The organism is Pseudomonas sp. lyk4-R2A-8 (assembly GCF_030209095.1).
Lineage (GTDB): Bacteria > Pseudomonadota > Gammaproteobacteria > Pseudomonadales > Pseudomonadaceae > Aquipseudomonas > Aquipseudomonas quebecensis.
In genome coordinates, this window is the sequence record NZ_JARVSS010000008.1 from 187,313 (window position 1) to 212,241 (window position 24,929).

The 24,929-nt window shown below is 57.9% G+C and carries 21 protein-coding genes and 3 pseudogenes; 6 read left to right on the forward strand and 18 right to left on the reverse strand.

Going from position 1 to position 24,929, the window contains the following annotated elements; all coding sequences use genetic code 11:
• Window positions 1-25: 25 nt before the first annotated feature.
• A complete protein-coding gene (locus QRN10_RS09190) occupies window positions 26-835 on the reverse strand; it encodes a helix-turn-helix domain-containing protein (protein ID WP_285428245.1) in 810 nt (269 codons plus the stop codon).
• A gap of 256 nt (window positions 836-1,091) precedes the next feature.
• On the opposite strand from QRN10_RS09190, the gene QRN10_RS09195 reads away from it, so the two are divergent.
• A complete protein-coding gene (locus tag QRN10_RS09195) occupies window positions 1,092-1,364 on the forward strand; it encodes a DUF1652 domain-containing protein (protein ID WP_181079489.1) in 273 nt (90 codons plus the stop codon).
• Window positions 1,365-1,401: 37 nt separating this feature from the next.
• Here the strand turns inward: QRN10_RS09195 and QRN10_RS09200 are convergent, their stop codons facing one another.
• On the reverse strand, window positions 1,402-3,852 hold the full coding sequence (locus tag QRN10_RS09200; protein WP_285428246.1) for a UvrD-helicase domain-containing protein: 2,451 nt from the start codon (window positions 3,850-3,852) through the stop codon (window positions 1,402-1,404).
• A gap of 219 nt (window positions 3,853-4,071) precedes the next feature.
• On the opposite strand from QRN10_RS09200, the gene QRN10_RS09205 reads away from it, so the two are divergent.
• Window positions 4,072-4,767 (forward strand): pirin family protein, encoded by a 696-nt coding sequence (locus QRN10_RS09205; protein ID WP_285428247.1) that lies wholly within the window; start codon window positions 4,072-4,074, stop codon window positions 4,765-4,767.
• A 66-nt stretch (window positions 4,768-4,833) separates the two neighbouring features.
• On the opposite strand, the gene pgm is transcribed toward QRN10_RS09205, so the two are convergent.
• The 4 genes from pgm to QRN10_RS09225 form a co-directional block, all read right to left on the reverse strand.
• Entirely contained in the window at window positions 4,834-6,477 is a 1,644-nt protein-coding gene (pgm, locus tag QRN10_RS09210; protein ID WP_253507557.1) for a phosphoglucomutase (alpha-D-glucose-1,6-bisphosphate-dependent), read from the reverse strand.
• A gap of 97 nt (window positions 6,478-6,574) precedes the next feature.
• On the reverse strand, window positions 6,575-7,981 hold the full coding sequence (locus tag QRN10_RS09215) for an aminotransferase-like domain-containing protein (protein WP_285428248.1): 1,407 nt from the start codon (window positions 7,979-7,981) through the stop codon (window positions 6,575-6,577).
• Window positions 7,978-9,402 (reverse strand): hypothetical protein, encoded by a 1,425-nt coding sequence (locus QRN10_RS09220; RefSeq protein ID WP_285428249.1) that lies wholly within the window; start codon window positions 9,400-9,402, stop codon window positions 7,978-7,980. Before QRN10_RS09220 ends, QRN10_RS09215 begins: the two co-directional genes overlap by 4 nt.
• Window positions 9,403-10,109: 707 nt before the next feature.
• Entirely contained in the window at window positions 10,110-11,132 is a 1,023-nt protein-coding gene (locus QRN10_RS09225; protein WP_181079495.1) for a zinc-dependent alcohol dehydrogenase family protein, read from the reverse strand.
• Between the two features lie 267 nt (window positions 11,133-11,399).
• Between QRN10_RS09225 and QRN10_RS09230 the strand changes: the two genes are divergently transcribed.
• Window positions 11,400-12,314, forward strand: coding sequence for a LysR family transcriptional regulator (locus QRN10_RS09230; RefSeq protein WP_266249312.1), 915 nt, complete (start codon window positions 11,400-11,402; stop codon window positions 12,312-12,314).
• Between the two features lie 110 nt (window positions 12,315-12,424).
• Here QRN10_RS09230 and QRN10_RS09235 read toward each other — a convergent pair whose 3' ends face one another.
• Entirely contained in the window at window positions 12,425-12,979 is a 555-nt protein-coding gene (locus tag QRN10_RS09235; protein WP_285428250.1) for a DcrB/PsbP domain-containing protein, read from the reverse strand.
• Window positions 12,980-13,098: 119 nt separating this feature from the next.
• On the opposite strand from QRN10_RS09235, the pseudogene QRN10_RS09240 reads away from it, so the two are divergent.
• Window positions 13,099-13,317: pseudogene (locus QRN10_RS09240) on the forward strand (DUF2188 domain-containing protein); the annotation flags it as partial.
• A gap of 366 nt (window positions 13,318-13,683) precedes the next feature.
• On the forward strand, window positions 13,684-14,313 hold the full coding sequence (locus QRN10_RS09245) for a DUF1349 domain-containing protein (protein WP_266249308.1): 630 nt from the start codon (window positions 13,684-13,686) through the stop codon (window positions 14,311-14,313).
• A gap of 236 nt (window positions 14,314-14,549) precedes the next feature.
• On the opposite strand, the pseudogene QRN10_RS25270 reads toward QRN10_RS09245, so the two are convergent.
• The 9 genes and pseudogenes from QRN10_RS25270 to QRN10_RS09285 all read right to left on the reverse strand — a co-directional run.
• Window positions 14,550-15,071: pseudogene (locus tag QRN10_RS25270) on the reverse strand (methyl-accepting chemotaxis protein); the annotation flags it as partial.
• Between the two features lie 609 nt (window positions 15,072-15,680).
• A pseudogene (locus QRN10_RS25275) lies at window positions 15,681-16,190 on the reverse strand (MCP four helix bundle domain-containing protein); the annotation flags it as partial.
• A 270-nt stretch (window positions 16,191-16,460) separates the two neighbouring features.
• The gene (locus QRN10_RS09255) at window positions 16,461-17,243 is read right to left on the reverse strand and encodes a phosphate/phosphite/phosphonate ABC transporter substrate-binding protein (RefSeq protein WP_285428251.1); all 783 of its coding nucleotides are present in this window, start codon (window positions 17,241-17,243) and stop codon (window positions 16,461-16,463) included.
• Window positions 17,244-17,277: 34 nt separating this feature from the next.
• Window positions 17,278-18,606: an LLM class flavin-dependent oxidoreductase gene (locus QRN10_RS09260; protein ID WP_285428252.1), complete on the reverse strand. Its 1,329-nt coding sequence runs from the start codon at window positions 18,604-18,606 to the stop codon at window positions 17,278-17,280.
• Window positions 18,607-18,642: 36 nt separating this feature from the next.
• On the reverse strand, window positions 18,643-19,620 hold the full coding sequence (locus tag QRN10_RS09265) for an ABC transporter substrate-binding protein (RefSeq protein WP_253507488.1): 978 nt from the start codon (window positions 19,618-19,620) through the stop codon (window positions 18,643-18,645).
• On the reverse strand, window positions 19,598-20,281 hold the full coding sequence (locus QRN10_RS09270) for an ABC transporter permease (protein WP_266249299.1): 684 nt from the start codon (window positions 20,279-20,281) through the stop codon (window positions 19,598-19,600). Before QRN10_RS09270 ends, QRN10_RS09265 begins: the two co-directional genes overlap by 23 nt.
• A complete protein-coding gene (locus QRN10_RS09275) occupies window positions 20,281-20,910 on the reverse strand; it encodes an ABC transporter permease (protein ID WP_181079512.1) in 630 nt (209 codons plus the stop codon). The genes QRN10_RS09270 and QRN10_RS09275 overlap by 1 nt, the downstream gene beginning before the upstream one ends.
• Window positions 20,903-21,937, reverse strand: a complete 1,035-nt coding sequence (locus QRN10_RS09280; RefSeq protein ID WP_285428253.1) for an ABC transporter ATP-binding protein — start codon at window positions 21,935-21,937, stop codon at window positions 20,903-20,905. The genes QRN10_RS09275 and QRN10_RS09280 overlap by 8 nt, the downstream gene beginning before the upstream one ends.
• A 30-nt stretch (window positions 21,938-21,967) precedes the next feature.
• Window positions 21,968-22,912, reverse strand: a complete 945-nt coding sequence (locus QRN10_RS09285) for a fatty acid desaturase (RefSeq protein WP_285428254.1) — start codon at window positions 22,910-22,912, stop codon at window positions 21,968-21,970.
• Window positions 22,913-23,020: 108 nt separating this feature from the next.
• Here QRN10_RS09285 and QRN10_RS09290 point away from each other — a divergent pair, with 108 nt between their 5' ends.
• Window positions 23,021-23,239, forward strand: coding sequence for a hypothetical protein (locus QRN10_RS09290; RefSeq protein WP_285428255.1), 219 nt, complete (start codon window positions 23,021-23,023; stop codon window positions 23,237-23,239).
• Between the two features lie 161 nt (window positions 23,240-23,400).
• Here QRN10_RS09290 and QRN10_RS09295 read toward each other — a convergent pair whose 3' ends face one another.
• Together QRN10_RS09295 and QRN10_RS09300 are read right to left on the reverse strand one after the other, a co-directional pair.
• On the reverse strand, window positions 23,401-23,985 hold the full coding sequence (locus tag QRN10_RS09295; protein ID WP_253507474.1) for a DedA family protein: 585 nt from the start codon (window positions 23,983-23,985) through the stop codon (window positions 23,401-23,403).
• A 155-nt stretch (window positions 23,986-24,140) separates the two neighbouring features.
• Window positions 24,141-24,902, reverse strand: coding sequence for an SDR family oxidoreductase (locus tag QRN10_RS09300; RefSeq protein ID WP_181079517.1), 762 nt, complete (start codon window positions 24,900-24,902; stop codon window positions 24,141-24,143).
• Window positions 24,903-24,929: the final 27 nt, after the last annotated feature.

Below are 24,929 nucleotides of genomic sequence, written 5' to 3' on the forward strand. Positions count from 1 at the left end.
ATAGACGGGATCCTAGAGCGCCGTATCAGGGGTTGTCTTGCGCGCGTGCACGCAGAGAAATTTGTTTGACGTAGGCCTTGGGCGACTGCCCCGTGTGCTGGCGAAATGCACTATAGAACGCCGACAACGAATTGAAACCGGCGGCGAATGCCAGTTCGTCGACCTTGATCGGCGCTGCCGCGGTATTCAGTGCGTCCAGCAGGTGCCGGAGCCGGGCCTGGTTGACGTAGCGGTAGAAGCTTTGCCCCAGCACCTGGTTGAGCAGGTAGGAAATCTGATTGCGGCTGTAGCCGCACTCCTTGGCAACGCGCTGCAGGTCCAGTTCCGGGTCCAGGTACGGTTGCCGGCTTTCGAAATACTGCTGCAGATCGTTGGCCATATGCCCTAATTGCTGAGGCGAAAGCCCCAGGCGGCTCACCGTGGGGCGCAGGGTTTGCGCGGGTTGTTCGTGCACCAGTGAGGCGTACTCATTGACGCGCCAGATCAACCCGTCACGCACGGTGATGGCCTCGCTGGTGCGGAACGACACCAACCCATGACCACCGCGCAAAGTAATACGGTATTGGATAAACGCAGTGTCGCCGTCAGCACGAATGCGATCGGTGTGTTCAATCGCCTCATCCGCCGCGCGTGGCATGCTCGCGCGCAGATACTCACGCAGCTCGGCATGCCGGATGACACGGTTCTGAAAGAAATCGTGGTACTGGATGTCCGGATGGTAGTAGGCCATAACCCCGTCCAGGTCGCGATGGCGCCAACATAGGTGGTGGCGCAGCACCAGCTCGCCAGTGGCGTGCGTGAGCTGGCTGTCGGAGTCGGGAGCAATGTCGGGCATGGGCGGCTCTGGCGGATAAAGCCTGGAGATTGACGAAATTCGCCACACTGTTCAATGCGCGCAATCACTTCGGTCGCGTAATGGCACTATGCCAACTCCCCGACAGGAGATGACCCAGGTCAATCGAATCGAAAACAACCGCCGAACGGACGGAAAAAAGTCACGTTGCGGTTGCGAACGAATGCTATTTTTAAGCTCTACACGCCTCGACCAGTGACGGTCCCGGCACCCTGCCGCGAGCTAAAGGAAGCGCTCAATGAACCAGGTGGGCAACATGAACAAAGTGACATTCCCCAACGCGTGCCAATTGATGCGCTGGCACTTTCACCCGATGGGTTTTGAAGGCAGCATGGATGCTCCCGGCAGTATGGTCGCCCGCCTGTTCGACCGTGCCAGCGGCGAGACTCTGATTGCCATTGCCGGCATTCCCTGCGCCACCGTGATGAACGCCGCCGATGTGGAGCGCATGATCGAGGCGGTGGAAATCGAACTGGCATCCTTTGTGCCGCCCTTATCGTTGCGGGCGTGACGTTGCTCGACATCGCTGAAGGCCGATCGCTCGGCCATCAGTGACGTTGATCGTCGAAAAACGCCTTCCTGCCATCCACCCGCTCCGACGCCCTGGGCATATTTACCGCCTGGCCCTCGGGCTTTTCCACGTACCAGTAGCAATGACTGACCGCGCGGGTGATCCCTACGTAGGCCAGGCGCAATACTTCCTCTTTCTGCGCGGTGTCATAGGGCTCGCTGTCGCCGTCCTGGCCCAGGCCGGCCATGCGGTACACCTGGTTCTTGTAGGGCGAGCTGGTGACGTGCTGGCAATCGCCCAGCAGGAACACCGCGTCGGCTTGCAAGCCCTTGGCACTGTGATAGGTCAGTTGCTTGAGCCTGCGCGTAGCGGGAGGCAAGCTCGAATCCGCATTAACTGCAGATTGAATATGCTCTTGAATCAATAACTTATCGCTACCTTTTCGATACAGCATTAACACCGAATCGCCTTTCTGGTAATGCTCGACCAACTGCCGCCCCAGCGCGGCGTCGTCACGCTCCATCACCTTGACTGGCACCAATGCCTTTGGCGCACCGCTGGCCTTGGCCTTTTTGCCGGCGATTGCCGGCGCGGCGCGCACGATGTGTTCGGCGGCGTCGATGATGTGTTGATGGCTGCGGTAGTTTTCCCCGAGCATCACCCGCGTGGTTGCCGGTGATGGGAACTCTTTGTCGAAGGCCATGAAGTATTTCGGTGAACTGCCGCGCCAGCCATAAATCGACTGCCAGTCATCGCCCACGCACAGCAGCGAAGAATGCTGCGCGCCGCGCCCCACATGCATGGCCGGGCCACGGCTGCGGATCTCGCGCAGGCTGGCGCGGAGCCACGAGACGATCTGCGGCGAAACATCCTGGAACTCATCGATCATCAGGTGCGACATCGGCCGCAGCAACGGGTCGCTGAGCAGCTTGAGGTTTTCCGGGGTATTTTCGCCGAACAGCGAGAACATGCGGTTATAGGTCATGATCGGCGGCTTCTGGTCGAGCAAATGGTCTTCCAGGGCTTTCCAGAAAATGCTCAGGGCTTCGAAGAACAGGCGATCCGGATCATCCTTGGCGAAACTCATGCGGCCCACTGCGTCGGGAACGTCCAGCCCCAGGTTTTCGATGAAGCCGGCAGCTGTGACAAAACAATCGAGCAGCGGTGCCGATCCCAGCTCTCCTTTGACCTTGTACTCAAACCCAGGGCCGGCGCTGGCGTCGCCGGCCAGGCTACTAAGCAGGCGCTTTGAGTCCTGGTAATTATCAAGCCATATCAGTGGCTTACGGCAGAAAGCTTGAAACAGGGTTCGCTTAACCGCGCATTCGGCGCGCACCGACAGCTTCGCATTCGGCCGGCTGAGCCGCGGGTTTTCGCTTGAATCAAAACCCAATACCACCCACGCATCCAGCTCGGGAATATAGCCGTGGCAATGAAAATGCGCGCCATTGATCTGCACCGTGCGGCGATCGGGCTCGACGCCCTTGATCGGCCAGGCGCCGGCGCGAAACCACAAATCCTCGATCAGGTCACACAGCTCTTCGTCGCGCTGGGCCGCCAGCTCCGTCACCGCCACGCGCTTTTGCACGTCAGGGTGATCGCGCTCCAGCTCCTTGAGCTGCAACCCATGGCGCATCAACGGGGCGATCAGCTCGCGAAAACGTGGATGCTGGCCATACAGCCGGTGATAGCAGGCGTTGAGTTGCCGACGCTGGGCCTCGTTGATGCGCAGGTCGAAGGGGTTAGTGTCGGCCTCGTCGTCCAAGCCCGTATGCAGGTTCTCGAACGCTTGCAGGCGCTCGAAGCCCGGCAGGCTGCGGACCATCGGCAGGATGCGCGAGTGGAAGGTGCGCACCACCGCCTGGGCCGCTTTGATATCAAGCGGTTGGCCCCACAGACTCATGATTTCCACGAGCTTGTGGATGAAGTCCTTGCGCGATTCACGGGTAAACGTCACCACGGTGATGGAGCTGAGTTCAAAGCCCAGGTAATGGGTGAGCAGCAGAATGCGCAGCACCAGCGACGTGGATTTGCCCGCACCGGCACCGGCGATCACTGAGGTGGAAGGCGTATCGCTGAAGATCATCTTCCACTGCGCCGCGCTGGGCTGGGCATGCGCCGGCAGCAGGCGGGCCACGTCGGCCTTGATGCGTTTTTTCAGGTCAGCGGTCAACGGCAGGCGCCAGTCATCGAAGAGGTTGTCGTCAATGCCCGGAGCGCGGTGAGCATCGGTGCGAAAGTCGCGAATCAACAGGACCTGGCGCCCTTCCTCGAGTCCATCGGCCTTGCCTTCGCGATAACCGTACTCGACGCCCGCTTCATGCCCGCTGCGAAACCCGTCGGCTTGCCCATGCAACCACGAGAACCGGTGCTGGGCGCGCAGACGGGTCAGGCCATGGCCAAACAGACGCGCCGCCAGGCGTTTCAGCCAGGGCATTTGGGCCAGGGGCAGCAGTTCAGGGGGCAGATCAGGCTGTTGTTGCGACACGCGGACTCCTGCGGTGGGCTGGGTTTTGAGCAGTGCGCCATGGTCGCCGGAATCGCCGCACAGTTCCAGCCAATTGCTGTGCCGTCAGGCAGTTAGGCGATGAAATGAACGTTGCGTCGCAGCAATTCGATCAACTAAACCGATAGGAATAAGGCACTTTTTACGCTTTTTATCGATTATCCATATTGGGATCATGGGCCGCATCCACAGGAGACGATCATGCTTGAACTCAGACCTTTCAATGCCCTGGGTGGCGCCCACCACGGCTGGCTCGACGCTCATCACCATTTTTCATTTGCCGAATACCACGACCCCAAGCGCATGCATTGGGGCAACCTGCGGGTGTGGAACGACGACATCATCGCGCCCGGTACCGGATTCCCGCAGCACGCGCACCGCGACATGGAAATCATCACCTACGTGCGCGAGGGTGCCATCAGCCATGCCGACAACCTGGGCAATAAAGGCCGCACCGAGGCCGGCGATGTGCAGGTAATGAGCGCGGGCACCGGGATCGCCCACAGCGAATACAACCTGGAAGCTACCCCGACCAAGATTTTCCAGATCTGGATCATCCCGAATGAAGCCGGGCTGCCGCCTTCCTGGGGCGCCAAGCCGTTTCCCAAAGGGGAGCGTGAGGGTTTCGTGACCTTGGCCAGCGGTAAGGCGGGCGATAACCAAAGCCTGCGCATTCGTGCCGACGCCCGCCTGGTAGCGGCGAACTTGAAAGCCGGAGAAACCGCCGAGTACCGCCTGGAGCACGGGCGCCGTGCCTACCTGGTGCCGGCCACCGGGGTGATTGAGGTCAATGGTGTGCGTGCACACGCCCGTGACGGGGTAGCGATCGAGGATGAACAGGTGCTGCGGGTTACGGCGATCGAGGACAGCGAAATCGTACTGGTCGATCTGGCTTGAGAACCGAGCCTCCGGTAACCATAGGGGCTTGCCACAGCAAGCCCCTTCCACAAGGGACGCGCGCTGTTATTCGGCGATGGCGCCGTCTACCAGCACCTGGGCTTCTTCGACCAGTTGCTTGAGATGGTCTTCACCCACAAAGCTTTCGGCGTAGATCTTGTAGATATCCTCCGTGCCCGATGGCCGTGCGGCAAACCAGCCGTTTTCGGTCATCACCTTCAAACCGCCGATCGCCTGGTTGTTGCCCGGCGCGTGGCTGAGGATTTGCTGGATGCGCTCCCCGGCCAGTTCGGTGGAGGTCACCTGTTCCGGCGACAGCTTACCCAGCAGCGCTTTCTGCGCTGGAGTGGCCCTGGCATCGACACGAATCGCGAACGGTTCGCCCAAGGCGTCGGTCAGGCCACGGTAGATCTGGCTCGGGTCCTGGCCTTTGCGCGAGGTCATTTCCGCCGCGAGCAATGCCGGGATCAAGCCGTCTTTGTCGGTGCTCCAGACCGTGCCGTCCTTGCGCAGGAACGACGCCCCGGCGCTTTCTTCCCCGCCAAAGCCCAGGGAGCCTTCGAACAGGCCGTCGGCAAACCATTTGAAGCCCACCGGCACTTCGTACAGGCGGCGACCGATACGCGCGGCCACGCGGTCGATCAGGCCACTGCTGACCACGGTCTTGCCTACGGCCGCATCGGCGCGCCAGCCGGGTCGGTTCTGGAACAGATAATCGATGGACACGGCCAGGTAGTTATTCGGCGCCAACAGGCCGCCGGACGGGGTGACGATGCCGTGGCGATCGTGGTCCGGGTCGCAGGCGAAGGCCACGTCGAAGCGTTCCTTGAGGCCGATCAAGCCTTGCATGGCGTAGCTGGAGGACGGGTCCATGCGAATCTGGCCGTCCCAGTCGACGCTCATGAAACGGAAGGTGGCGTCGACTTCGGTGTTCACCACCTCCAGATTCAAGCGGTAATGCTCGGCGATCGCCGACCAATAGCGCACCCCTGCTCCGCCCAGCGGATCGACGCCCAGACGCAGATCGGCGCTGCGAATGGCATCCATATCGATCACATTGACCAGGTCGGCCACGTAGCTGTTGAGGTAGTCATGGCGATGGGTGGTGTCAGCCTTGAGCGCCTGGGCGTGGCTGATGCGCTTGACGCCGGCGAGCCCGTTGGCCAACAGCTCGTTGGCCTTGGCCTCGATCCACTTGGTGACGTGGGTGTCCGCCGGGCCACCGTTGGGCGGGTTGTATTTGTAGCCGCCACTCTGCGGCGGGTTGTGGGACGGCGTGATCACGATGCCGTCAGCCAGGCCGCTGGTGCGACCGCGGTTGTAGCAGATGATGGCATGGGAAATCGCCGGGGTCGGCGTGTATTCATCGCCTTCGGCCAGCATGACGTGCACGCCGTTGGCGGCCAGGACTTCCAGGGCACTCGCGCCGGCGGGAGTGGACAGCGCGTGGGTATCCAGGCCGACGAACAGCGGGCCATTGATACCCTGGGCTTCGCGGTACAGGCAGATGGCCTGGCTGATCGCAAGCACGTGCCACTCGTTGAAGCTCAGTTCAAACGAGTTACCACGGTGCCCGGAGGTGCCGAACGCGACGCGCTGGGTGGAGATTGCTGCATCAGGCTGGCCGGTGTAATAGGCCGTGACCAGTCGCGGGATATCCACCAGCAACTGCGCCGGCGCCGGTTTGCCCGCAAAAGGACTGATTGTCATGCATAAACCTCGGATAGAAGAATTCGGAAAAAATGCCAGTTTACTGAGAGTTGGACTACTGCGCGACGGGATCGATCCTACAGCAGCAATAGAAATTTCAACCAGTCTTCGCTTGGCGCAGGGCTTCGCTCAGGGCTATCAACGCGATGTCCAGGTTGGGCTGACCGGGGAAGGTATGGCTTAAGCGCAGATGCTGGTGATGCAACCCGCTGACGCTGAACAGTTCGCCGGGGGCAATGACGACCTGTCGCACCAGCATTTGCTGGAATACTTTGCGCATGTCCACCGCTCGCGTGGACGCCAGCCAGAACGTGGCGCCGGCCCTGGGCATTTGATATGTCACCTGCCCGCCCAAGTGCTGCGTCAGGCGTTGGCTCATCTGCAGGGCTTGTGCGCGCAGGTGTTCGCGCAGGGCCACCAGGTGCTGGTCGATACGGCCGCTGTGGTACAGCCGCGCAATGGCGCGCTGGCGGATCGACGATAAGCGGAACGAACGCAGCAGGAACTGGCGCTGCAATTCGCGACCCATGCGCCGGCTCAACAGATAGCCATAGGGGGCTTCCGAGCCGAGGGTTTTCTCGAACGAGGAAAATACGATCAGCCGCTCCGGGTTGACCAGATCGCGCAACGGAGCAGGCGCTGCATCGAGACTTAGCTCGCCCAGGCTGTCGTTCTCCAGCAGCCAGCAGCCGTATTGGTTCAGTCGCTGCGCAACATCCAGGCGATCTTCCACCGGCATCGCCACGCCCGAGGGCAGGCTGACCGTGGACGACAGCATTACCAGGTGCACCGGCTCTTCGCGCAACAGTCGCTCAAGCGCCGCGCTGTCAAGGCGCCCTTGCACGGTCCAGGGCAGCTCGATGACACGCACCCCCGCGCCTTGCAGCAGGCGCAGGATCAGCCAGTCACACGGCGATTCGACCACCACGGCGGTGCCTCTGAGGCCCAGCACTTCGATCAGGATATCCAGCACCCCGCGCACATCGGCGCCGATATAGACATCATCGGCGTGCCAGCAATGGGTGGGCGATGAGGTGTAGCGTGCCGCCAGCGCCGCGCGCAGTTCCCAGACACCGCAAGGCTGCGACCAGGGCTGCAGATGACCAGGGTACTGGCGCACCAGTTCGCGCTCCAGACGCAGCAAGGTGGCATCCAGAGCACCCAGCAAAGCCGGCTCATCGCCGCTCAGCACCAGCATGTCCGGACGCCGGGCGGCGGCGTACAGCCGGTCGAGCAGGTCGCCACCCATCCAGGCCATGGGATTGGCCGACATCGGCCAGGCGTAATAGCCGGATTTGGCTACGGAGTAGACGCGTCCTTCCTTCTCCAGCAACGAGTAGGCGTACTGGATGGTCGAGATCGATACGTTCAGGCGCGCCGCCAGCTGCCGCAGCGACGGCAGTTTGACCCGCGTGTCGGTGCTGACTTCGTTAATCAGGTTGATCATGTAGCGATAGACCGCCTGGTACGCGAAGTCGGCCTGGCGCTCGCTGCGCAGGGTCATCGCCCGGACAATTGAAAGGCCGGTATCGCGCCTTGCGCCATGGCTCGCGCGTTGCGCTGTCGGCCGTGGGCGTCGGTCAACGGCCGCTTACGGTACAGGTGCTGCAGCAAGGGCAGCGGTAAACCACTGGTGTCGCTGACCCATTGTTGCAGCATCTCGGCGCAGGGCTTGCCCTGCAGCGCCTTGTGCAGCTCGGGCAGTGCGACCAGCATGCCTGGATGGCATTGGCGCAGATACCCTTCCAACCGTTGTCCGTGATGGATAAACGGCGAAAATAACAGGCAGATCAGCTGGGTTTCATCCAGCCCGAAGAATTGCTGGGCAAAGGTGCTCGACAGCACGCGCCCTTCGCTGGAGCCGGCCTCGGCGAGCAATTGCTCGGGCATGTGCAGACGCTGCATGTACTGGGTGGCCTGCTGGATAAACCCGTCGACGCCGTCTTCATAACGCAGGTCGCGCAGGCACTCGGCCTGCAGGCCGCGCAAATGTGCCATCAGCAGCGGGTTGGAATAGCTGGGATGACTGAAATGAAAACCCAGCGGATCGGGGGTGTAGGCCATGAATTCAGTCAGCAGCGTGGTCGACTCCAGGTCGACATCCTTGAGCAGGTCGGCGATACCGATATAGGCCAGGTGCCTGTGCCCCGGCGGGTTGGGGTTCTCGTGCGCCACATAGTGATCGCCGTACACGTCGCGATAATAGCCGGCGCTCCACTCGTCCATGCGCGCGAACAACTCGTTGAGCGAGCGCGCGCGGGCTTTGGGCATGGCCACCCCTGCCCCTTCTGCGGTTTTTTTCAGCCAGGCGAGAAACTGGCTTTGCTTGCGCGGTGAGTCGCCGCTGACCACCGCGTGCACGCCGCCGCCCCACGTGGTAGCGCGCAGGTAAAAATCACCCAGGGCCAGATAGGTGTCATTGCACAAGGTTGCGCGGCAATCGCCGGAGCTCAAGTGCCCCACCATCAACATGTTGCGCTGGCTGACCGCACGGCCCAGGGTTGACGCCGGGCGCAGGTGATTGAAGGGCTGGACTTCCTGGCTTTCCACCATCAGCAATTCGACACGCGGGTCGTCGTGGAGAAACAGACGGCTGTAGCCCTGATTGAGGGTTTCCAGCTGGCCCTCGGTCATTCCAGCATGGCGCAACGTCGCGACCCGCAACTGAAAGGTGCGCGGCGCGCGGCCGGCAATGGTCAGCTGGGCGGCACGTAACAGTGCCAGGGTGTAACTGCTGACTTCACCCCCTCCATGGGCCACCAGCACTTTGTAGTCACCGACCTGCTCCATGCCTCCGGCGGCCACGACAATGCGCTGGACCAATAACTGAAGTGCCGTCCTGCCCGAGCGCGTAAAGTGCCCGATCAATCGTTGCAGAACTTGCTGATAAACATGATTCATAGCCTGTTCGTGAATAGTGCTCATAGTTCTACTACCTGAGTTGAAATATCAGTTTCAAGCAACTGCCGACAGTGTGTGCTTGACCCTCTGCGCGTGTAGGAAATTCGCACTTCGCGCCGTACGCCGATGAATAGACACTAGCACCGCGCGACAAAATGACAGGACTCACCCAGCGCAATTAACGCTGTTCCACACGCTTGCAAGCTTATGAAATCAGTGGAAAAACCACCTGGCCGCGCTCGTCTTAGGAAGACTCTGACAATGTCCTACGCATGTTTAACCGAACATTTAAAGAAGCGTCCGACAAACAAGTCAAAGCAACTTGATCCCGCAGCGGCCTGAGACTTTGATCAAAACTCGCGTATGCAAAAGTCACGTCCAATAACACGCACCTAGTTTCTGCCACCCTCGTTTGTCGCTTCATGAATTCAATCATTGCTCAATCCTTGAGATGCATATGAAGTCGCAATTATCAGTGCTTGAACAATGATTAATAGATACAGAAGCTGGGCGAAAACCAGTGCAGATAGCCTACAAACAGCGAGTCGACCGCGCAGATACGACAACGCCGCGCTGGAAATCAGCGCGGCGTCGGGGGGCAAGGGCAGGAATCAGGGGCTGAAGCGCTATTGCGGTCACTTCAGGAGAGGCACGGGTTAAGCCCTCACAAATGGCACATTTGCCCCATGCGCCGTTGGCCAGTGCCAGCCGTTTACGAATCTTCCTACGCGCTAAACAGCTTCAACCTGCAGCGCCACACGTTCACGGCACGGGCATTCGTCCATATAGCGGTGCGCTTCCACAAATTGATCGAACGCGAACACCGTGGTTTTCAGCGGTACCAGCACGCGGTCGGCGGTCAACTGATTGATATCACGCAGGGCACGCTGCAGGGCAATGTGGTCCTGGGTAATCCCGAGTTCCGGCTTACCGGTGAAATTACCGATGCAGTGCACAAAGAACTGAATGTTCTTCTGAAACGCCGCACAGGCCGGGAACGGCGTCTGATTGCCCCCCTGCAGGCCATACAGAACCAGGCTGCCGCGCGGTGCCAGCACATCGCCGAGCAACGACATCTGCGGACCACCCAGGCCATCGAACACTACGTCTACGCCGCGATTGTCGGTGAACTTGTTGATCTGCATGAGCAAATCCTGCTCTTCGGTGACGATCACCTTCTCCGCGCCAAGGGACAGCAGGTACTCGCGTTCCGCGCTGTCCTTGGTCGCGGCGATTACCCGCACACCCAGCGCCTTGCCCAGTTGTACGAAGGACGGTCCGGCACAGTGGCTGGCATCGGTCACCAAGGCGAATTGGCCAGGCTTGACCCGTGCCAGATCCACGTAGGCAAAGTAGGCAATCAACAGCGGCGTGTAGTGCACGCTGGCCTGGACCGGGTTCAAGACGTCCGGATAGCGGGTCAAGGCCGAACGGGGCAGGACGATCATTTCGCCATACACCGGATAATCGTTGGGGCTCTCGGCCGGAAAACTGGCAACCTTGTCGCCCACCGCCAAGTCATCCACGCCTTCGCCGACGGCGACAACCACCCCCGCCATCTCGTGACCGAGGCCGGAGGGCAAGCGTGCGTGGGAAGACGCCAGGTTCTGGCGCCACAAAATGTCATACCAACTGATCCCGATCGCTTCGACACGCACCTGCACTTCGCCCGGTGCGGGCAGCGCGGCCGCATGCTCTTCGCATTTGAGCACCTCGGCCGGACCAAACTTGTGAAAACGAATCGTGCGGGACATCGCAAACCTCGCCAAATTAACCTCTAATGCCATGAACTCTATCTGGGCTTTCCAGGCAAGGCCATTGGTCACCATTAATAGTCGACATGCCTGTCATTGATTCCGCGTCTGATGAATAGACCTTAAGTATCGTAGGAAAACTCAATTAGCCGGTGCAGAGTACCAGCCTTTCCCCGTAAGATTCATGCCGGTCATGCTTCCAGACGCAACCCAAGGGCTTGCCTATGACTGATCTCGTCAAGTTTGCTGACTCTGCCAGGACACAAGATGAACCGTAACGACCTGCGTCGTGTCGACCTGAACCTCTTGATCGTATTCGAAACCTTGATGCATGAGCGCAGTGTGACCCGCGCCGCCGAGAAATTGTTCCTCGGCCAGCCGGCCATCAGCGCGGCATTGTCGCGCCTGCGCAGTTTGTTCGACGACCCACTGTTCGTGCGCACCGGGCGCAGCATGGAACCGTCCGCCCGCGCGGTGGAAATCTTCGCCCTGCTTTCCCCGGCCCTGGACTCTATTTCCACCGCGGTCAGCCGCGCCGCCGAGTTCGACCCGGCCACCAGCACTGCGGTGTTCCGTATCGGCCTGTCCGACGACGTCGAATTCGCCCTGCTGCCGCAACTGCTCAAACGCCTGCGCGCCGAAGCTCCCGGGATCGTACTGGTGGTGCGCCGCGTCAACTACATCCTGATGCCCGGCCTGCTGGCCTCCGGCGAAATCTCCATCGGCGTGAGCTACACCGCTGACCTGCCGGCCAACGCAAAGCGCAAAGTGCTGCGCCGCAGCCTGCCCAAACTGTTGCGCGCCGACAGTGTGCCCGGCTCCCTGAGCCTCGACGACTTCTGCGCCCGCCCCCACGCGCTCGTATCCTTCGCCGGCGACCTGAGCGGCTTTATCGATGAAGAGCTGGAAAAACTCGGTCGCAAGCGTCACGTCGTACTCGCCGTGCCGCAATTCAACGGCCTGGGCACCTTGCTCGCCGGCACCGACATCCTCGCCACCGTGCCGGACTACGCGGCCGAGGCGCTGACCTCTGCCGGTGGGCTGCGCGCGGAAGACCCGCCGTTGCCGGTGCGCAGTTTTGAACTGCACATGGCGTGGCGCGGTTCGCAGGATAATGATCCGGGTGAACGGTGGTTGCGGTCGCGGATACAGATGTTTTTCGGGGACCCCGATAGCTTGTAATAGAGCTCCTCGTAGATTCCGTAACCTGTTTTATAACAAGAAGTCATGGTTAATTTCGGCCCACTGCAGCTGTTTAGATCCAGTGGATTCCACGACCCATGGCGGCATGATTACTTACCCAGAATGTTCTTCAACGCAGCGGCATGGCCAGCCGGGTCGTTTACGCTGGACATCACTTCGATGACGGTGATCTTTTGATCGTTTATTGTCATCAACGAGGCCATCAGTAATTTCAGGCCGTTGAAATCGTCGGTGCCGTCCAGGCGGTACATCTTCAAGGCGTTCACCTGAATGGTCTCCTCGCTGGTCATGCGAAAGTTGGGTGACGCGGCCTGCTGCTTTTCTTTCAGGGTATCCACGGCGAGGCGAAACGCAGTGTCCGAAGTGGTGCCCGCAATCGGCACCGGGCCTTCGGTAACGATCATGGCCCGCTCGCTTTTCGGTTCGAAGTACATCGTGCCGCCGTTCTCGCTGTTCAAGGAACGGGCCTCGACGCCTTCCAGCACGAACTTCAGCTTGCCGCCTGCCAGGGATACCGATTGCGTGTCCGGTGCCGCCGTAGCGGTTTTTTCAGGCGGGGCAGCCACTGCCATGGTGGCCGCGCAGCTCAAGGCAGCAAGCATGCACAAGGAACGGGTCCAGCCCAACAGCAAATGCTTCGACATTGATAACGCCTTTGTTTTCAGGCCACCGAATACCGACGGCTTATCGTGCGAACAGCGTATCTTACTTGCCTGCTCACCTGCCCAGGATGTTGTTCACGCGCCGCGACGTGTCGCTCGTATTGGATAACTACCACATCACCCCAACAGACAGCGGTTGGGCCTTAAAGAAGGAAGGTGCAGAACGAGCGACGAAAACGGCAACCACGAAGGCCGAAATCATAAAGCTGGCCGGTGAGTTTCTCGAAGGAAAAACAGCATCGCTGAAAATCCATAAGGAAGACGGCTCGATACAGGAGGAACGCACTTATCCTCGAAGTGCCGACCCCAAAAAACAAAAGGTTAAACGCAGAGTATGTTCGCCCCTCGCGCTACGATATCAACAGTGCCGAAGTACAGCGCCGGCCCCGCAAAATCACGAATGAAAACGACCATGGATCAGCTTATGTCACTTTTAAAACAAGCGAATTCAATGCCAGCTCGAAATGGGGCATCAACTTAGGTTCTTTACTTGTTGAAGGCCAAAGATTGGAAATCCCGCAACTCAAACTATGCTATCACCCTGTCAGGAAATGGATCGGTATTGAGCCGCTGATGCGCCCATGAAACCATAGGCCTCTACCGGTTAGATTTGTCTCGATAGCCATAGATCATCAGCAGAAGGAACTGAATGCAATCTAGACTCAGCTGATGGCGTAGGAGGTAACATGACGGATAAAAACCTCATAGCTGAGGTCGGTCAGGACTTTGAAGCATCGATTTGGCGAACTGCTGAATGGTTGAATAAGCCAGGTAATTGCCAAACATTTACTGACGGTTCCTTGGACGTGATTACCGACTTAAAAACTGATTTTTGGCGTGAAACCCATTACGGATTCATACGCGATAGCGGACACTTCTTGGGGTTCGCAGCCTCAGGAGACTTTACTGCTCAGATCAGAATCAAAGCCGACTTCCGCGACTTGTACGATCAGGCAGGAATCATGCTCAGGCTTGATCAGGAGACTTGGCTAAAGGCAGGCATAGAAATTAATGACGGCAGGCCAATGATCAGTAGCGTGTTAACCCTAGGCCTTTCGGACTGGGCGCCTAGCTGCTTCCTCGGCAACCCGAACGATTTTTGGCTTCGTCTAACCGTTTCCAAGGGGTCGCTGCGTTTACAGTATTCAACGGATGGCGCGATTTGGCCATTGCTCAGGCTTGCACCATTTCCTACGGCGGAACGTTATAGAGTTGGCCCTATGTGCTGCACACCGCAGCGACAGGGGTTGAAGGTGAATTTCTCCGGATGGTCTTTGAGCGAGCCCCTCGGGCGAGGCCTGCACGATTTGAGCTAGGCGATGAAGAAGAGTTCTCGGACTTAATCAGTGTGCATGCAGCCGCTGGTTGGGTGCTGCGGCCTGTGATGAGCCAAAGACCCACGACGAATGTGGATCAGTTCTGGCCGGATAAGGCTGGATAGCAGTCATATGAATCCAGCACTTCTATAAATGCCAAGCGGCGCCGCCGAAACGCCGCCTGACTTTCAACGGGTGCTGGTTACCCTTTACTGTGTTCGACCGGACAACCCCCTCTAAGCAGCAGAGAAGAACGCCACTTTAGCGGTAAGACGCTCCGCCAAATCTGATAACTCAATACTAGCGGTCGACACTTGGTGCGCCGCCGTGGCCGACGCAACAGTCGAGCCATGAATTCGATTGATATTTTCAGCGACTTCATCAGTGACGCTACTCTGCTGCAACGAGGCGCTCGCGATCTGGGTGTTCATATGACTGATTGCGGCAACCTGCTCGCTGATCCTTGCCAAGGCATTCTGCGCACTGCGGGTTTGCGTAACCGTTCGGCTCGCCAGCTCACAACTATCGCGCATCGTTTGAGAGGCTGTTTCGGTACCCAATTGCAGCGTACTGATCATCGCTCGAATTTCTTCGGTCGATTGCTGTGTCCGGTTGGCCAAAGAGCGTACTTCGTCAGCGACCACCGCAAATCCACGCCCGTGCTCTCCAGCTCTGGCAGCCTCGATAGCAGCGTTCAAAGCTAGCAAATTGGTTTGCGAGGCGATGGCGTTGATCACGTCGATCACCGACGCAATATTTTCACTATGCTCGGACACTTGGTTCACGGTAGCAGTGGTTTGCTCGAGGGTTAATGCCAGTTGTTCGATAGCAACCGTGGTGCTTGCAACCAATATGTTCCCGCTTCCTACTTCAGTATCAGCCAACCGTGAGGCATCAGCTGCCTGCGCGGCATATCCAGATACTTCATTAACCGTCGCCGCCATTTGCATCATGGATGCGGCTACCTGCTCGGCTTCGCGAGTTTGCAAGCGGGTCTGCTCATTATTAGCCGATGATGCGCCGGACAACTGGGTGGCCGACTCATTGACTTCCTGGGCTGCCTTTCGCACCTGGCGAATAGTTTCTGCGAGATGCCCCTGCGTGTCTTTAAGGACGCCCATAACACTGCCGGGATAATCTGTTGAAATCGTTTGATTCAGATCACCAGCCGCCAGCCGCTCGATGGCCAATGCAACGTCTGTGGGCTCCGCACCCAGCGTGGACTTAACGAAGCGAATAATGACAGCCGACAATGTGATGCTCAGCAGCAACGCAATACCTGTCGCGATAATCATCAGCGTACTGAAATGGCTGGCGGTTGCCTGAACTTCACCAAGCTTCGCCCTGATCGACGCTTCTTCGTAGTCGATCAGCGCATTCACGCGTTTCAACCACTCACTGTAGTCCTGGGAAGTTTGACGCATCAGCAGTGCCTGAGCGCCCGGTATATCACCCGCTTTACGCAAGGAGATTACCGCTTGGGTGGAGCTAAGGGTTTGTTGCTCGATCTCCTTGATCGCTTTCAGTAGTCGAACTTCCTCGCTCGTTACGCTTGCGCTCTTGAACAGCTGATCCATTGGGGCGGCAGAATCGGAGTAGGCCTTTTCCAAGGCTGTAACCTCCGATAAATGTGTTGCCAAATCCGTATCAGTCTTGACCAGCACAGCATCCCGAATGGCAATGGCTCGGTTATGCACGCTGCCTCGGAAATTGATCGCGTAGCGCTGCACCTTAGCGGCATTTTCGCTAACGTCGCCCAAGGTGGAGTCAATGAACGCAACGCGGTGAATGCCAATGGCAGTTATCAATACAAGCAGCGCCAGGATGGCTGCAAAACTAAGCCCTATGCGCGTGGCCAACGAAAGCGTTTTCTGCATGGCGAACTCGGAAATATGACCTTTACAGGTCTCTGTTGATTTGGAAGACGCGAACGCTATTACCAGCCCATCACGTGTGATGTCTTGACGATACGTCGACCCAGAACAGTCATCCAGTTAGCAATACACACCGCGTTGATAGCGCATCGCTATCACGCATCCTTACACGCTCGCTATGGTCGTTCAGCCCCGCCGTTTTTAATGCATGAAGAATGTTGGGGCGATTCAGTCCTACTCGTTTAAGGAAACTATCCACGAACGGCCCGCCGCTCAGCATGCTAAAAACGAAAAGCCGCGGCTGGCCGCACTGCGTTCGTATTCCAGCAGACACTCATAGTCGGCTTCACTGGCCGGCAGGACCTCCTTGATCGCGAGGTCGCGGGAAACTTCAGGAAGCTGGTTCAAGGCTTCGTTCATTGCGTTCCTGATTGAAGCGGCATCCGCCGCCGTTTGCCCTATCGAGGTTATGTAAGGCAGGCAGGGGCTGCGCGCACTGCGCAGCAGGATTCTGAGGCCTTCGATCTCGGCGCTGTTATCTCTCGCAAGATAGTCGTAGGTAACGCTGTCGATGGAAGCCAAATCGCCCGCGCCTTCTTTAAGCCGTCGCATGCTCTCCCGGTGGGATCCGGTGAAGGTGAGTGTCGAAAAAAAACCACGTGCGCTGACCCCGGCCAGCGTGTGGCGCAATAAATTCATTCCTGAGTTGGAATCCGGGGCGTTGATCAGGCCATGGCTGCCCTGGAAACCTGCCAGGTCAGTCACGTCCGAATCGGCCCTGCAGAGCAGCAAACTGCAATGGCTGCCTGCCGAGCTATGGGTAAGCTCATAGCTCGGGCGCCCTATCAGCCGGACTTTTCCCCGCAGTGACGTGACAAATGGATAGCCGCAGGTCTGAGATAACAACAGATCGGCGGAAAGCCAGTGCGACGCGAGATCAACGACGGGTTTTTGCTCTCGGCGCTCGCCGAGAATCGCCAGGATGCGCTCAAGCCAGGCGTCCTGTGCCTGTGAAACCCTGGCGGGGGCCAGGTACATGGATAGATCGCTGGTCATATCAGATCCATTCAGAAGGTGCGATCAGCGCCGATCACAGCAGGAAACGGTTGGCAGGCGTCTTCAACCCCAGGCGATCCCTTAGTGTCCCCGGTTCATATTCCCGGCGAAACACCCCTCGGGCTTGCAGCAGAGGCACCACGCCACGGGTGAATGTTTCAAAGTCAGTGGGTAGAAACGGAAACATGAGGTTGTAGCCATCGACGGCATTCGACTCGTATAACGCCGACAGCTTGTCCGCAATATGCTCCGCTGTTCCGATCAGCAGCCAGGTACTGGAGCTTTTGACCAACCGGCGCCCTATTTCGCGAATGGACAAGGAAGCGTCGTACTGTTTGAGCAGGGCCAGCTCGGTTCGAATACCATCAAACTCAGCCTCATCCGGCAACGCGGGCAATGGGCCGTCCGGCGACAGGCCCGTCAAGTCCAGGCGGGTGTAGCTGGAGACCAGGTCAATCGCCACCGCATCGATAATCAGGCTGTCCTCCAGTTGCCGACGCCGCGCCTCCTCGGTCTCATCCTCGAGCACCACCGGAAGCACGCCGGTGATGATTTTCAGATCACTGGCGTGCCTGCCCTTCAACGCGAGTCGACGATTCAAATCGGCCCTGTACGCCAGTCCCTCTTCGACCGAATTGATAAAGCAGAAATGTACGTCCGCATGGGTGGCGGCCAGGTTCTTGCCGGCTTCGGAAGACCCCGCCTGGGCGAGGACCGGGTGGCCCTGGGGTGGACGCGGCACGTTAAGCGGCCCACGCACGCTGAAATGTGCGCCCTTGTGATGGATCGGGTGAATTTTGGATGGGTCGGCAAAGTCGCCGGTGCCCTTGTCAAATTCAAGCGCGCCCTCTTCCCAGGAGTCCCAAAGCTGCTTGACGACCTGAATGAATTCTTCGGCCCGCAGATAACGATCGCCGTGTTTCGTCACGCCTGACAATCCGAAATTCGAAGCCTCCTCTTCCAGCCAGGACGTCACGATATTCCAGCTGGCGCGCCCTGCGCTGAGGTAGTCCAGCGAAGCAAAATAGCGTGCGAGGTTGAAAGGCTCGTTATAGGAAGTCGAAGCCGTGCCCATCAGGCCGATGTGCTCGGTAACCGCAGCCAGCGCGGACAACAGCGTAATCGGTTCAAGGCGGGCGTTGGCATAGTGCCGCAAGCCACTTGCCACTGAATCCCAGACCGCGACGTGATCCGCGACGAAAACCGCATCGAACTTCGCCGCTTCGGCCGCCTGTACCAGTTTTACGTAGTAACCCAGCGTCAATATTTCCCTGGTCGGTGACAGCGGGTGGCGCCAGGAAAAACGATGATCGCCCTGGGGGTTAAAAAAGAACAAATTCAAAATCATGCTGTTATTCGACATAACGCCTCCGCGACCTGACCCGCGTCGCTTTCATTTTCACTGGGCCGTCTTGACCGTATGTTCGGCGACCCACTGCGCCGCGACTTTTGCTGGGTCCTTGTGATCAATATCAACCAGGCGATTGAGTTGCTTAAGGTCGTCATCGGTCAGTTTTGCCGAGACCTGGTTGAGCGCCTTGGCGACCTCCGGGGTCAGCAAGGCCTTGCGCCCCAGTGGCGTGATGTTTTGCGGGGGTTGCTGGTGCTTGTCGTCCTCGAGGACCACCCAAGGTTCTTTCGCCAGGATGCCCTGCGTGGAGACCACCGTCGCCACGTCGATAGCGCCGGAGTTCAACGCCAGCCGTGACAAGGGCCCGCCCATGTCCAGCGACTTGATGCTCTTGAAGTTGATGCCGTACACCGCCTTCAACCCCGGCAGGCCTAACGCAGCGGTGGCGACTTCCGGAGGCCCGCCCAGGGTGAAATCACCCGAGACGGGCGCCAGGTCGGACAGGGTGCGCAAGTTGTACTTTTCTGCGGTCTTTTGGGTGACGGCCCAGGCGGTAATGGAGCCTGCGGACGAGGGCTCCAGCAGTTGGAGGTCTGTCGGCAACTTCTGTTGCAACGCGCTGAGGATGTCCTGTTGGGTGGTCAGAGCGCTCTTGTCGTCATAGAAACTCAACAGTGACCCCAGGTATTCGGGGACGACGTCTATATCGCCATTTTCCAGGGCCTGGGCGATGACCTGGCGGTTGCCCAGGTTGAGTCGGGTCTTGACGTCTATCCCCTCATTTTTCAAAGCTGACGCATAAATGTTGGCGAGAATCGTCTGCTCAGAAAAGTTGGCTCCTCCAATGGTGATGGACTGAGCACTGACAAACGTGCTGCCAACCAGCAAGCCTAACCCGAGCAATAATGAAACCACCTGCGCTGAGCGCACCTTCGAACGTTGTTGGTTTTTCATGTAGGTTTGCACCTCTGCAAAGTTAATACGCACTTTAAAAAGCTCAGGGTCATGCAGCGCTTGGTTCAGCATTGCCTGCCTGCCACTTTCGAACCATGAGTGTTTCCATCATTGAACAAAGCCACTCACTGACAATCGCCAGTGCCGATACCAACAGGGCGCCACCAACGATCTGCGGCGTATCATTTCGGCCCAATCCATCTATCAGAAACCTGCCCAGACCGCCGAAGCCGGCATAAGCAGCGATGGTGGCCGTGGCGATGAGTTGCACCAGCGCGGACCGGAATCCAGAGAAGATCAGCGGAAAAGCCAGCGGCAACTCAAGCTGGAAAAACATCTGCAATCTGCGCATGCCCATTGATCTGGCCGCTTGTTTCAGAGATGAATCCACCTGATCGATGCCAACATAAGTATTGGTTAATATTGGCGGAATGCTCATGGTTACCAACGCAATAATTACCGTGCTGGTTTCATAGCCAATAAGCATAATTGCAAGTATTACGACACCCAGAGAAGGCAGTGCTCGCCCGATATTGAACAAGCCTATCGCCACCTGTGCGCCTTTGCGGTAATTAGCCAGAAGTACGCCAAGCGGCAACGCTATTGCACAGGCAATAATCAGGCTCAGAGACACATAATAAATATGTTCCGTGAGCCGAGTCAGTATTCCGTTATCACCCAACCAATTATCAGGAAGAGAAAACCAAAGGCAAACACCTGCGATCATGTTCATCAGCGCACCCAGGGGACCAGCCATTGATTGATTGAATAAAACAGCAAATCAAAACATAACGCCAATATCACCGTCAGAACCAGGCTGACCGCCACTGGCGTAGTGAAACTTTGCGCCAGCCCGGTGATAAACAACTGGCCTAATCCGCCCTGGCCAATCAAGGCGGTTACCGTCACCAGCCCCACCAACGTAACCGAGGTTGTTCGCAGGCCCGCCAATAACGCAGGCAGGGCCAGTGGAAGTTCAACCCCGAGGAATCGCTGCATGCGCGTATACCCGAGCGCCCGCGCTTCCTCCAAAACGTCCGCAGGGTTGCTCGCCAGCCCCGCCAGGGTGTTCTGCAGCACAATAAGCAAGGAATACAGACTTAAACCAATGACCGCCGTGGTTTTGGATAAGCCGGTAAAAGGCATAATTAAAATAAACAGTGCCAGGGACGGAATGGTAAAGAGTATGCCGCAGACGTAAATCATCGGCCGCGCCAATCCTGGCTGCCATAACGTCAAGAGCACCATTGCGCCTGCTAACAGCATCCCTGTACATAGGCCCAGGGTCACCAGTTGAATATGATCAACTAACAATTGACCGATCTGCTGCCAGTTTTCAACGATCCAGGACCAGTCAATCATGGTGCACTTCCAAAACGGGCTTATTAAGTGCGCTGTGAAGGCTGGCAATCGAGAGGCAACCGTCGTAAGCGCCCGCCTCGTCCACGCGCACAACCACACCGATAGGAACCGTTAGAATTTTAACCAGCGCGTGATGCAACGAGTCGTTACTCGACACCGTCGTCAGTTGCGGAACAGGCACGTCCGACTCACTGACCCACTTCAACGGATTGGACTTATCATCCAGTAGAAGTTTGAATTCACAACTGACTTCATCCACCGGAAGATCAGCAACCTTCATCAGCGAAAGCCTTTTTAACAGCGGATCTTTGCCGATAAAGTCCCTCACAAACTCGCTGGCGGGATGGGCAAGAACATTGTGAGGTGTATCGAACTGAACAAGTTTGCCTTCGCCCTCGAAGATAGCAATCCGATCACCGATCTTGATCGCCTCCTCCATATCATGGGTCACCAGGATAATGGTTTTATGCAAACGTCTCTGAAGCGCAACCAGTTCATCCTGCAGTCGCTCGCGTATCACCGGATCAAGCGCGGCAAAGGGTTCGTCCATCAATACAACCGGTGGATCCGAGGCCAATGCCCGCGCCAGGGCGACGCGACTTTGCTGCCCGCCCGAGAGCTGATTAGGGTAGCGCTGAAGAAATTCCGGCTGGAGCCCAACCAGGGAAATGAGCTCGCTCACGCGCTGGCGGATTTTCTGTTTGCTCCAGCCCAGCAGCCGCGGGACTGCGCCAATATTTTCTGCAACCGTCTGGTGGGGAAATAAGGCAGCGCTCTGCATCATGAAGCCAATGCCGCGGCGCAGCGTCACCACGTCGAGCTGATCGGTCGCCACGCCGTTGACAAAGATGCCGCCACTGTCCTGGATATCCAGCCTGTTGATCATGCGCAAAATGGTGGTCTTGCCGCACCCGCTGGGCCCGACAAATACACAGATCTCACCCTCACGGACGTTAAGCGTCAGATCGCTGACGGCCGCACGCGGGCTGCCTTTATGGGTTTTATTGACGGCTTCAAAACGTATCATTTTCCGACGCCCAGATTAGCTTGCATAGTGTTAGTGCTCGGCAGGATGGCGGGGACAATCCACGGGGCTGATCAGATACTTCTGCAATAACCGGAAGTACCCATGAATGACATAACCATTGTTTCGTGCAATCCATTGTTCACGCCTGGCTCTATACACCCGGGGTAAGTAAAACCAGGGCAAACCGGGGAGATCGTGATGAACCAAGTGAAGATTGAGATTAAGGAACAGCCAACTCAACAACCCTGTCGATTCGTTGATCACCGTGCGGTGTTCCGCAAGCGTTGACGGACGATGTTCGTAAAAGGACCTGATCATCGCGATCGATAAGGCCGGCAGCGACACCAGGAATAGGTACTGGATGGCACTGATCGCGCTGTACTCTTCGACCACGGCCAGTATTAGGCCAACACTCAATATATGCGCGGCCCACATCCGCCAAGCCATTCGCCCGGAGTGAAACAATTGTGCTGTCTGACTGCCCACCAAACTTACTACCGCCAACGGCGCGCCCATCAGCAAACGACCGCCCAGGGTCTTGTTTGCCCATAACAACATTCTGATATACCGAGGCGAGCGCAACCAAACAGCAGCGGTGACATAACGACTTTCCGGATCCAGGCCTGGCAATGTAAGAACGTCGTCGTTGTGATGCGCCAAGTGTGTGTCCCTATAAATGTCGTAGGGGTACCACACGGCAAACGGTAGAAATCCCAAGGCCTTATTAATGGCAGGCCAGCGCGTGGGATGACCGTGAATAAGCTCATGTTGAATCGACATCCAAAGCACAACCAATGGAACCAGCAAGACTAGGGTGAAACCCTCGCCAAGGACTTCGCCAGAAAAAATAATCGCCGCCCAGGCTATATAGAACCCAGCTAACAAAAGCCAGGTAGGCCATTCAGTTTTACTGGTTACAGTCGTGCTGAGTTTAACGATTTCAGCTCGATGAGCTTCATCCAGATAGTTAGGCATAGTGGTTAGTCGTGAAAGATCTTGTTCGGAACAGGCGACCAACCATTAAGCCTTCAAGGCTCACCCCAAAGCGGGTGTTATCTGAAGAGAATGGGTTGGACTATCGGTATGCAAGTGCCTGATAACGACAATTCACATGGCGTGGAGAAGAAATGCCAAGCCTTCGCCGATTGCACTGCACGCTTCGCTGTTGGCCTGACAAGGGAGAGGTTTGCCGGTTACAAGTGGAACGGCAAAGCAAGAGATATGATTGAAGCGGATAGTGCCGGCGTGAAAAATCGCTGCTGGGGCTGCGTCATGCGACAAAGCCTCAAGGCTGATTTGTAAGATTCGGGCGCCGGACATAGTCGTACCATAAGAATAGGATTGAACTCATCCGGCGGTCCGGTGAAAGCAAGGTAGCATGATCACTAATACGAACAAGGAATAAATTTTTTTATGCTTAGTCATAAAAAGAATAAGCAACAGCCAGTCCCAGGGGCAGCGAGTCAACCCTGACTGGAATGTCTGCCCTTGGATCGGTAACGGCGTATAAGAGCCACAGCCACCACCACGCCGACCACGCCCAGTGCAATCGGCAGGCGATAAGGTTTCAGATCGCCCAAGGCACGTTGCAAAAACTCGCCTGCCCAATAGCCTGCGCCGGCAAACAGCGTGGCCCAAACCAGTGCGCCCACCGCATTGATGCAGGCGAATTTGAGCGGTGCAATCTTGCTCGCGCCAATGACCATGGGCCCCAGCAAACGCATGCCGTAGAGAAAGCGCACAGAAAAAATCGACGCCGTGGGGTGCCGATGGATCAAGGCAGTGACCTTGTCGATGGCGGCCTGTTTTTTATGCAGGCGCGGCAGTAAGCGGTCGCCGAAATAGCGTCCGGCCCAGAACAGCAATTGATCCCCCAGCATGCCGGCCAGACTGGCGTAGCCGATCACGGGCAGCAGCTTGAGCACCTGCTGATGCGCGGCCACGCCGCCCAGGATGAGGATCGTTTCGCCTTCTAGCAGACAGCCGATAAAAATCGCCCAGTAACCATAGGTGGCCAGCAGGTGGTTGAGGTCGAGGTGTTCAAACATATGCGCTCATTTGCTCCATGACGGCCAGGTAGCCCGGGGCATCAGTACTGATCCGTGGCTACAGCAAATGGACACAGACGTCAGCGAGACGGTTCCTTTGAAAGGTGTTGGGCAACCGACTACTGGCCAGGTGCGCCAGCGCGGTGGCTGGCGACTTATTTCCCGCCCGTCACATCGAGAAAGGTGCCGGTAACGAATGAAGCCTCCGCGCCTGCCAGCCATAGAATGGCCTGTGCCACCTCTTCCGGCTGACCGCCCCGCCCCATGGGGATCGAATCCTTGACGCGGTCCACGCGCCCGGGCTCACCGCCGCTGGCGTGCATGTCGGTATAGATATGCCCGGGGCGAATGCAGTTAACACGGATGCCTTCACGGGCCACCTCCTTTGCAAACCCGATGGTAAAGGTTTCCAGGGCGCCCTTTGACGCCGCGTAGTCCACGTATTCATTAGGACTGCCAAGGCGGGCCGATGCCGAGGAAACGTTGATCACTACACCGCCCGGGCCGTTATGACGGTAGGCCATGCGTTTCACCGCTTGCTGGGCACACAGTATCGGCCCGATGGCATTGACTGCGAAGATGCGCTGCATGCGTGCGAAGTCGAGGTCTTCCAGGCGTGACTGAAGCGCCAGTACCCCGGCGTTGTTGACCAGTACGTCGATGCGCCCGAACCGGCGATCAATGGCCGTGAACAGATCGGCAACCTGCTGCGGGTCTGCACTGTCGGCGCGTATGGCCAGTGCTTTGCGTCCCGCTGCTTCGACATCCGCGACCACCGCCAGCGCCGCAGCCTCGTTGCTGACGTAGCTGATCGCGACGTCATACCCTCTTTTGGCCGCCAGCCGAGCGGTGGCGGCGCCCACTCCACGACTGCCGCCGGTGATCAGAATCAGCGGTGCCTGCGAATCAGTGATCATGGTGTATCTCCCTGTGAGTGTTGGCCT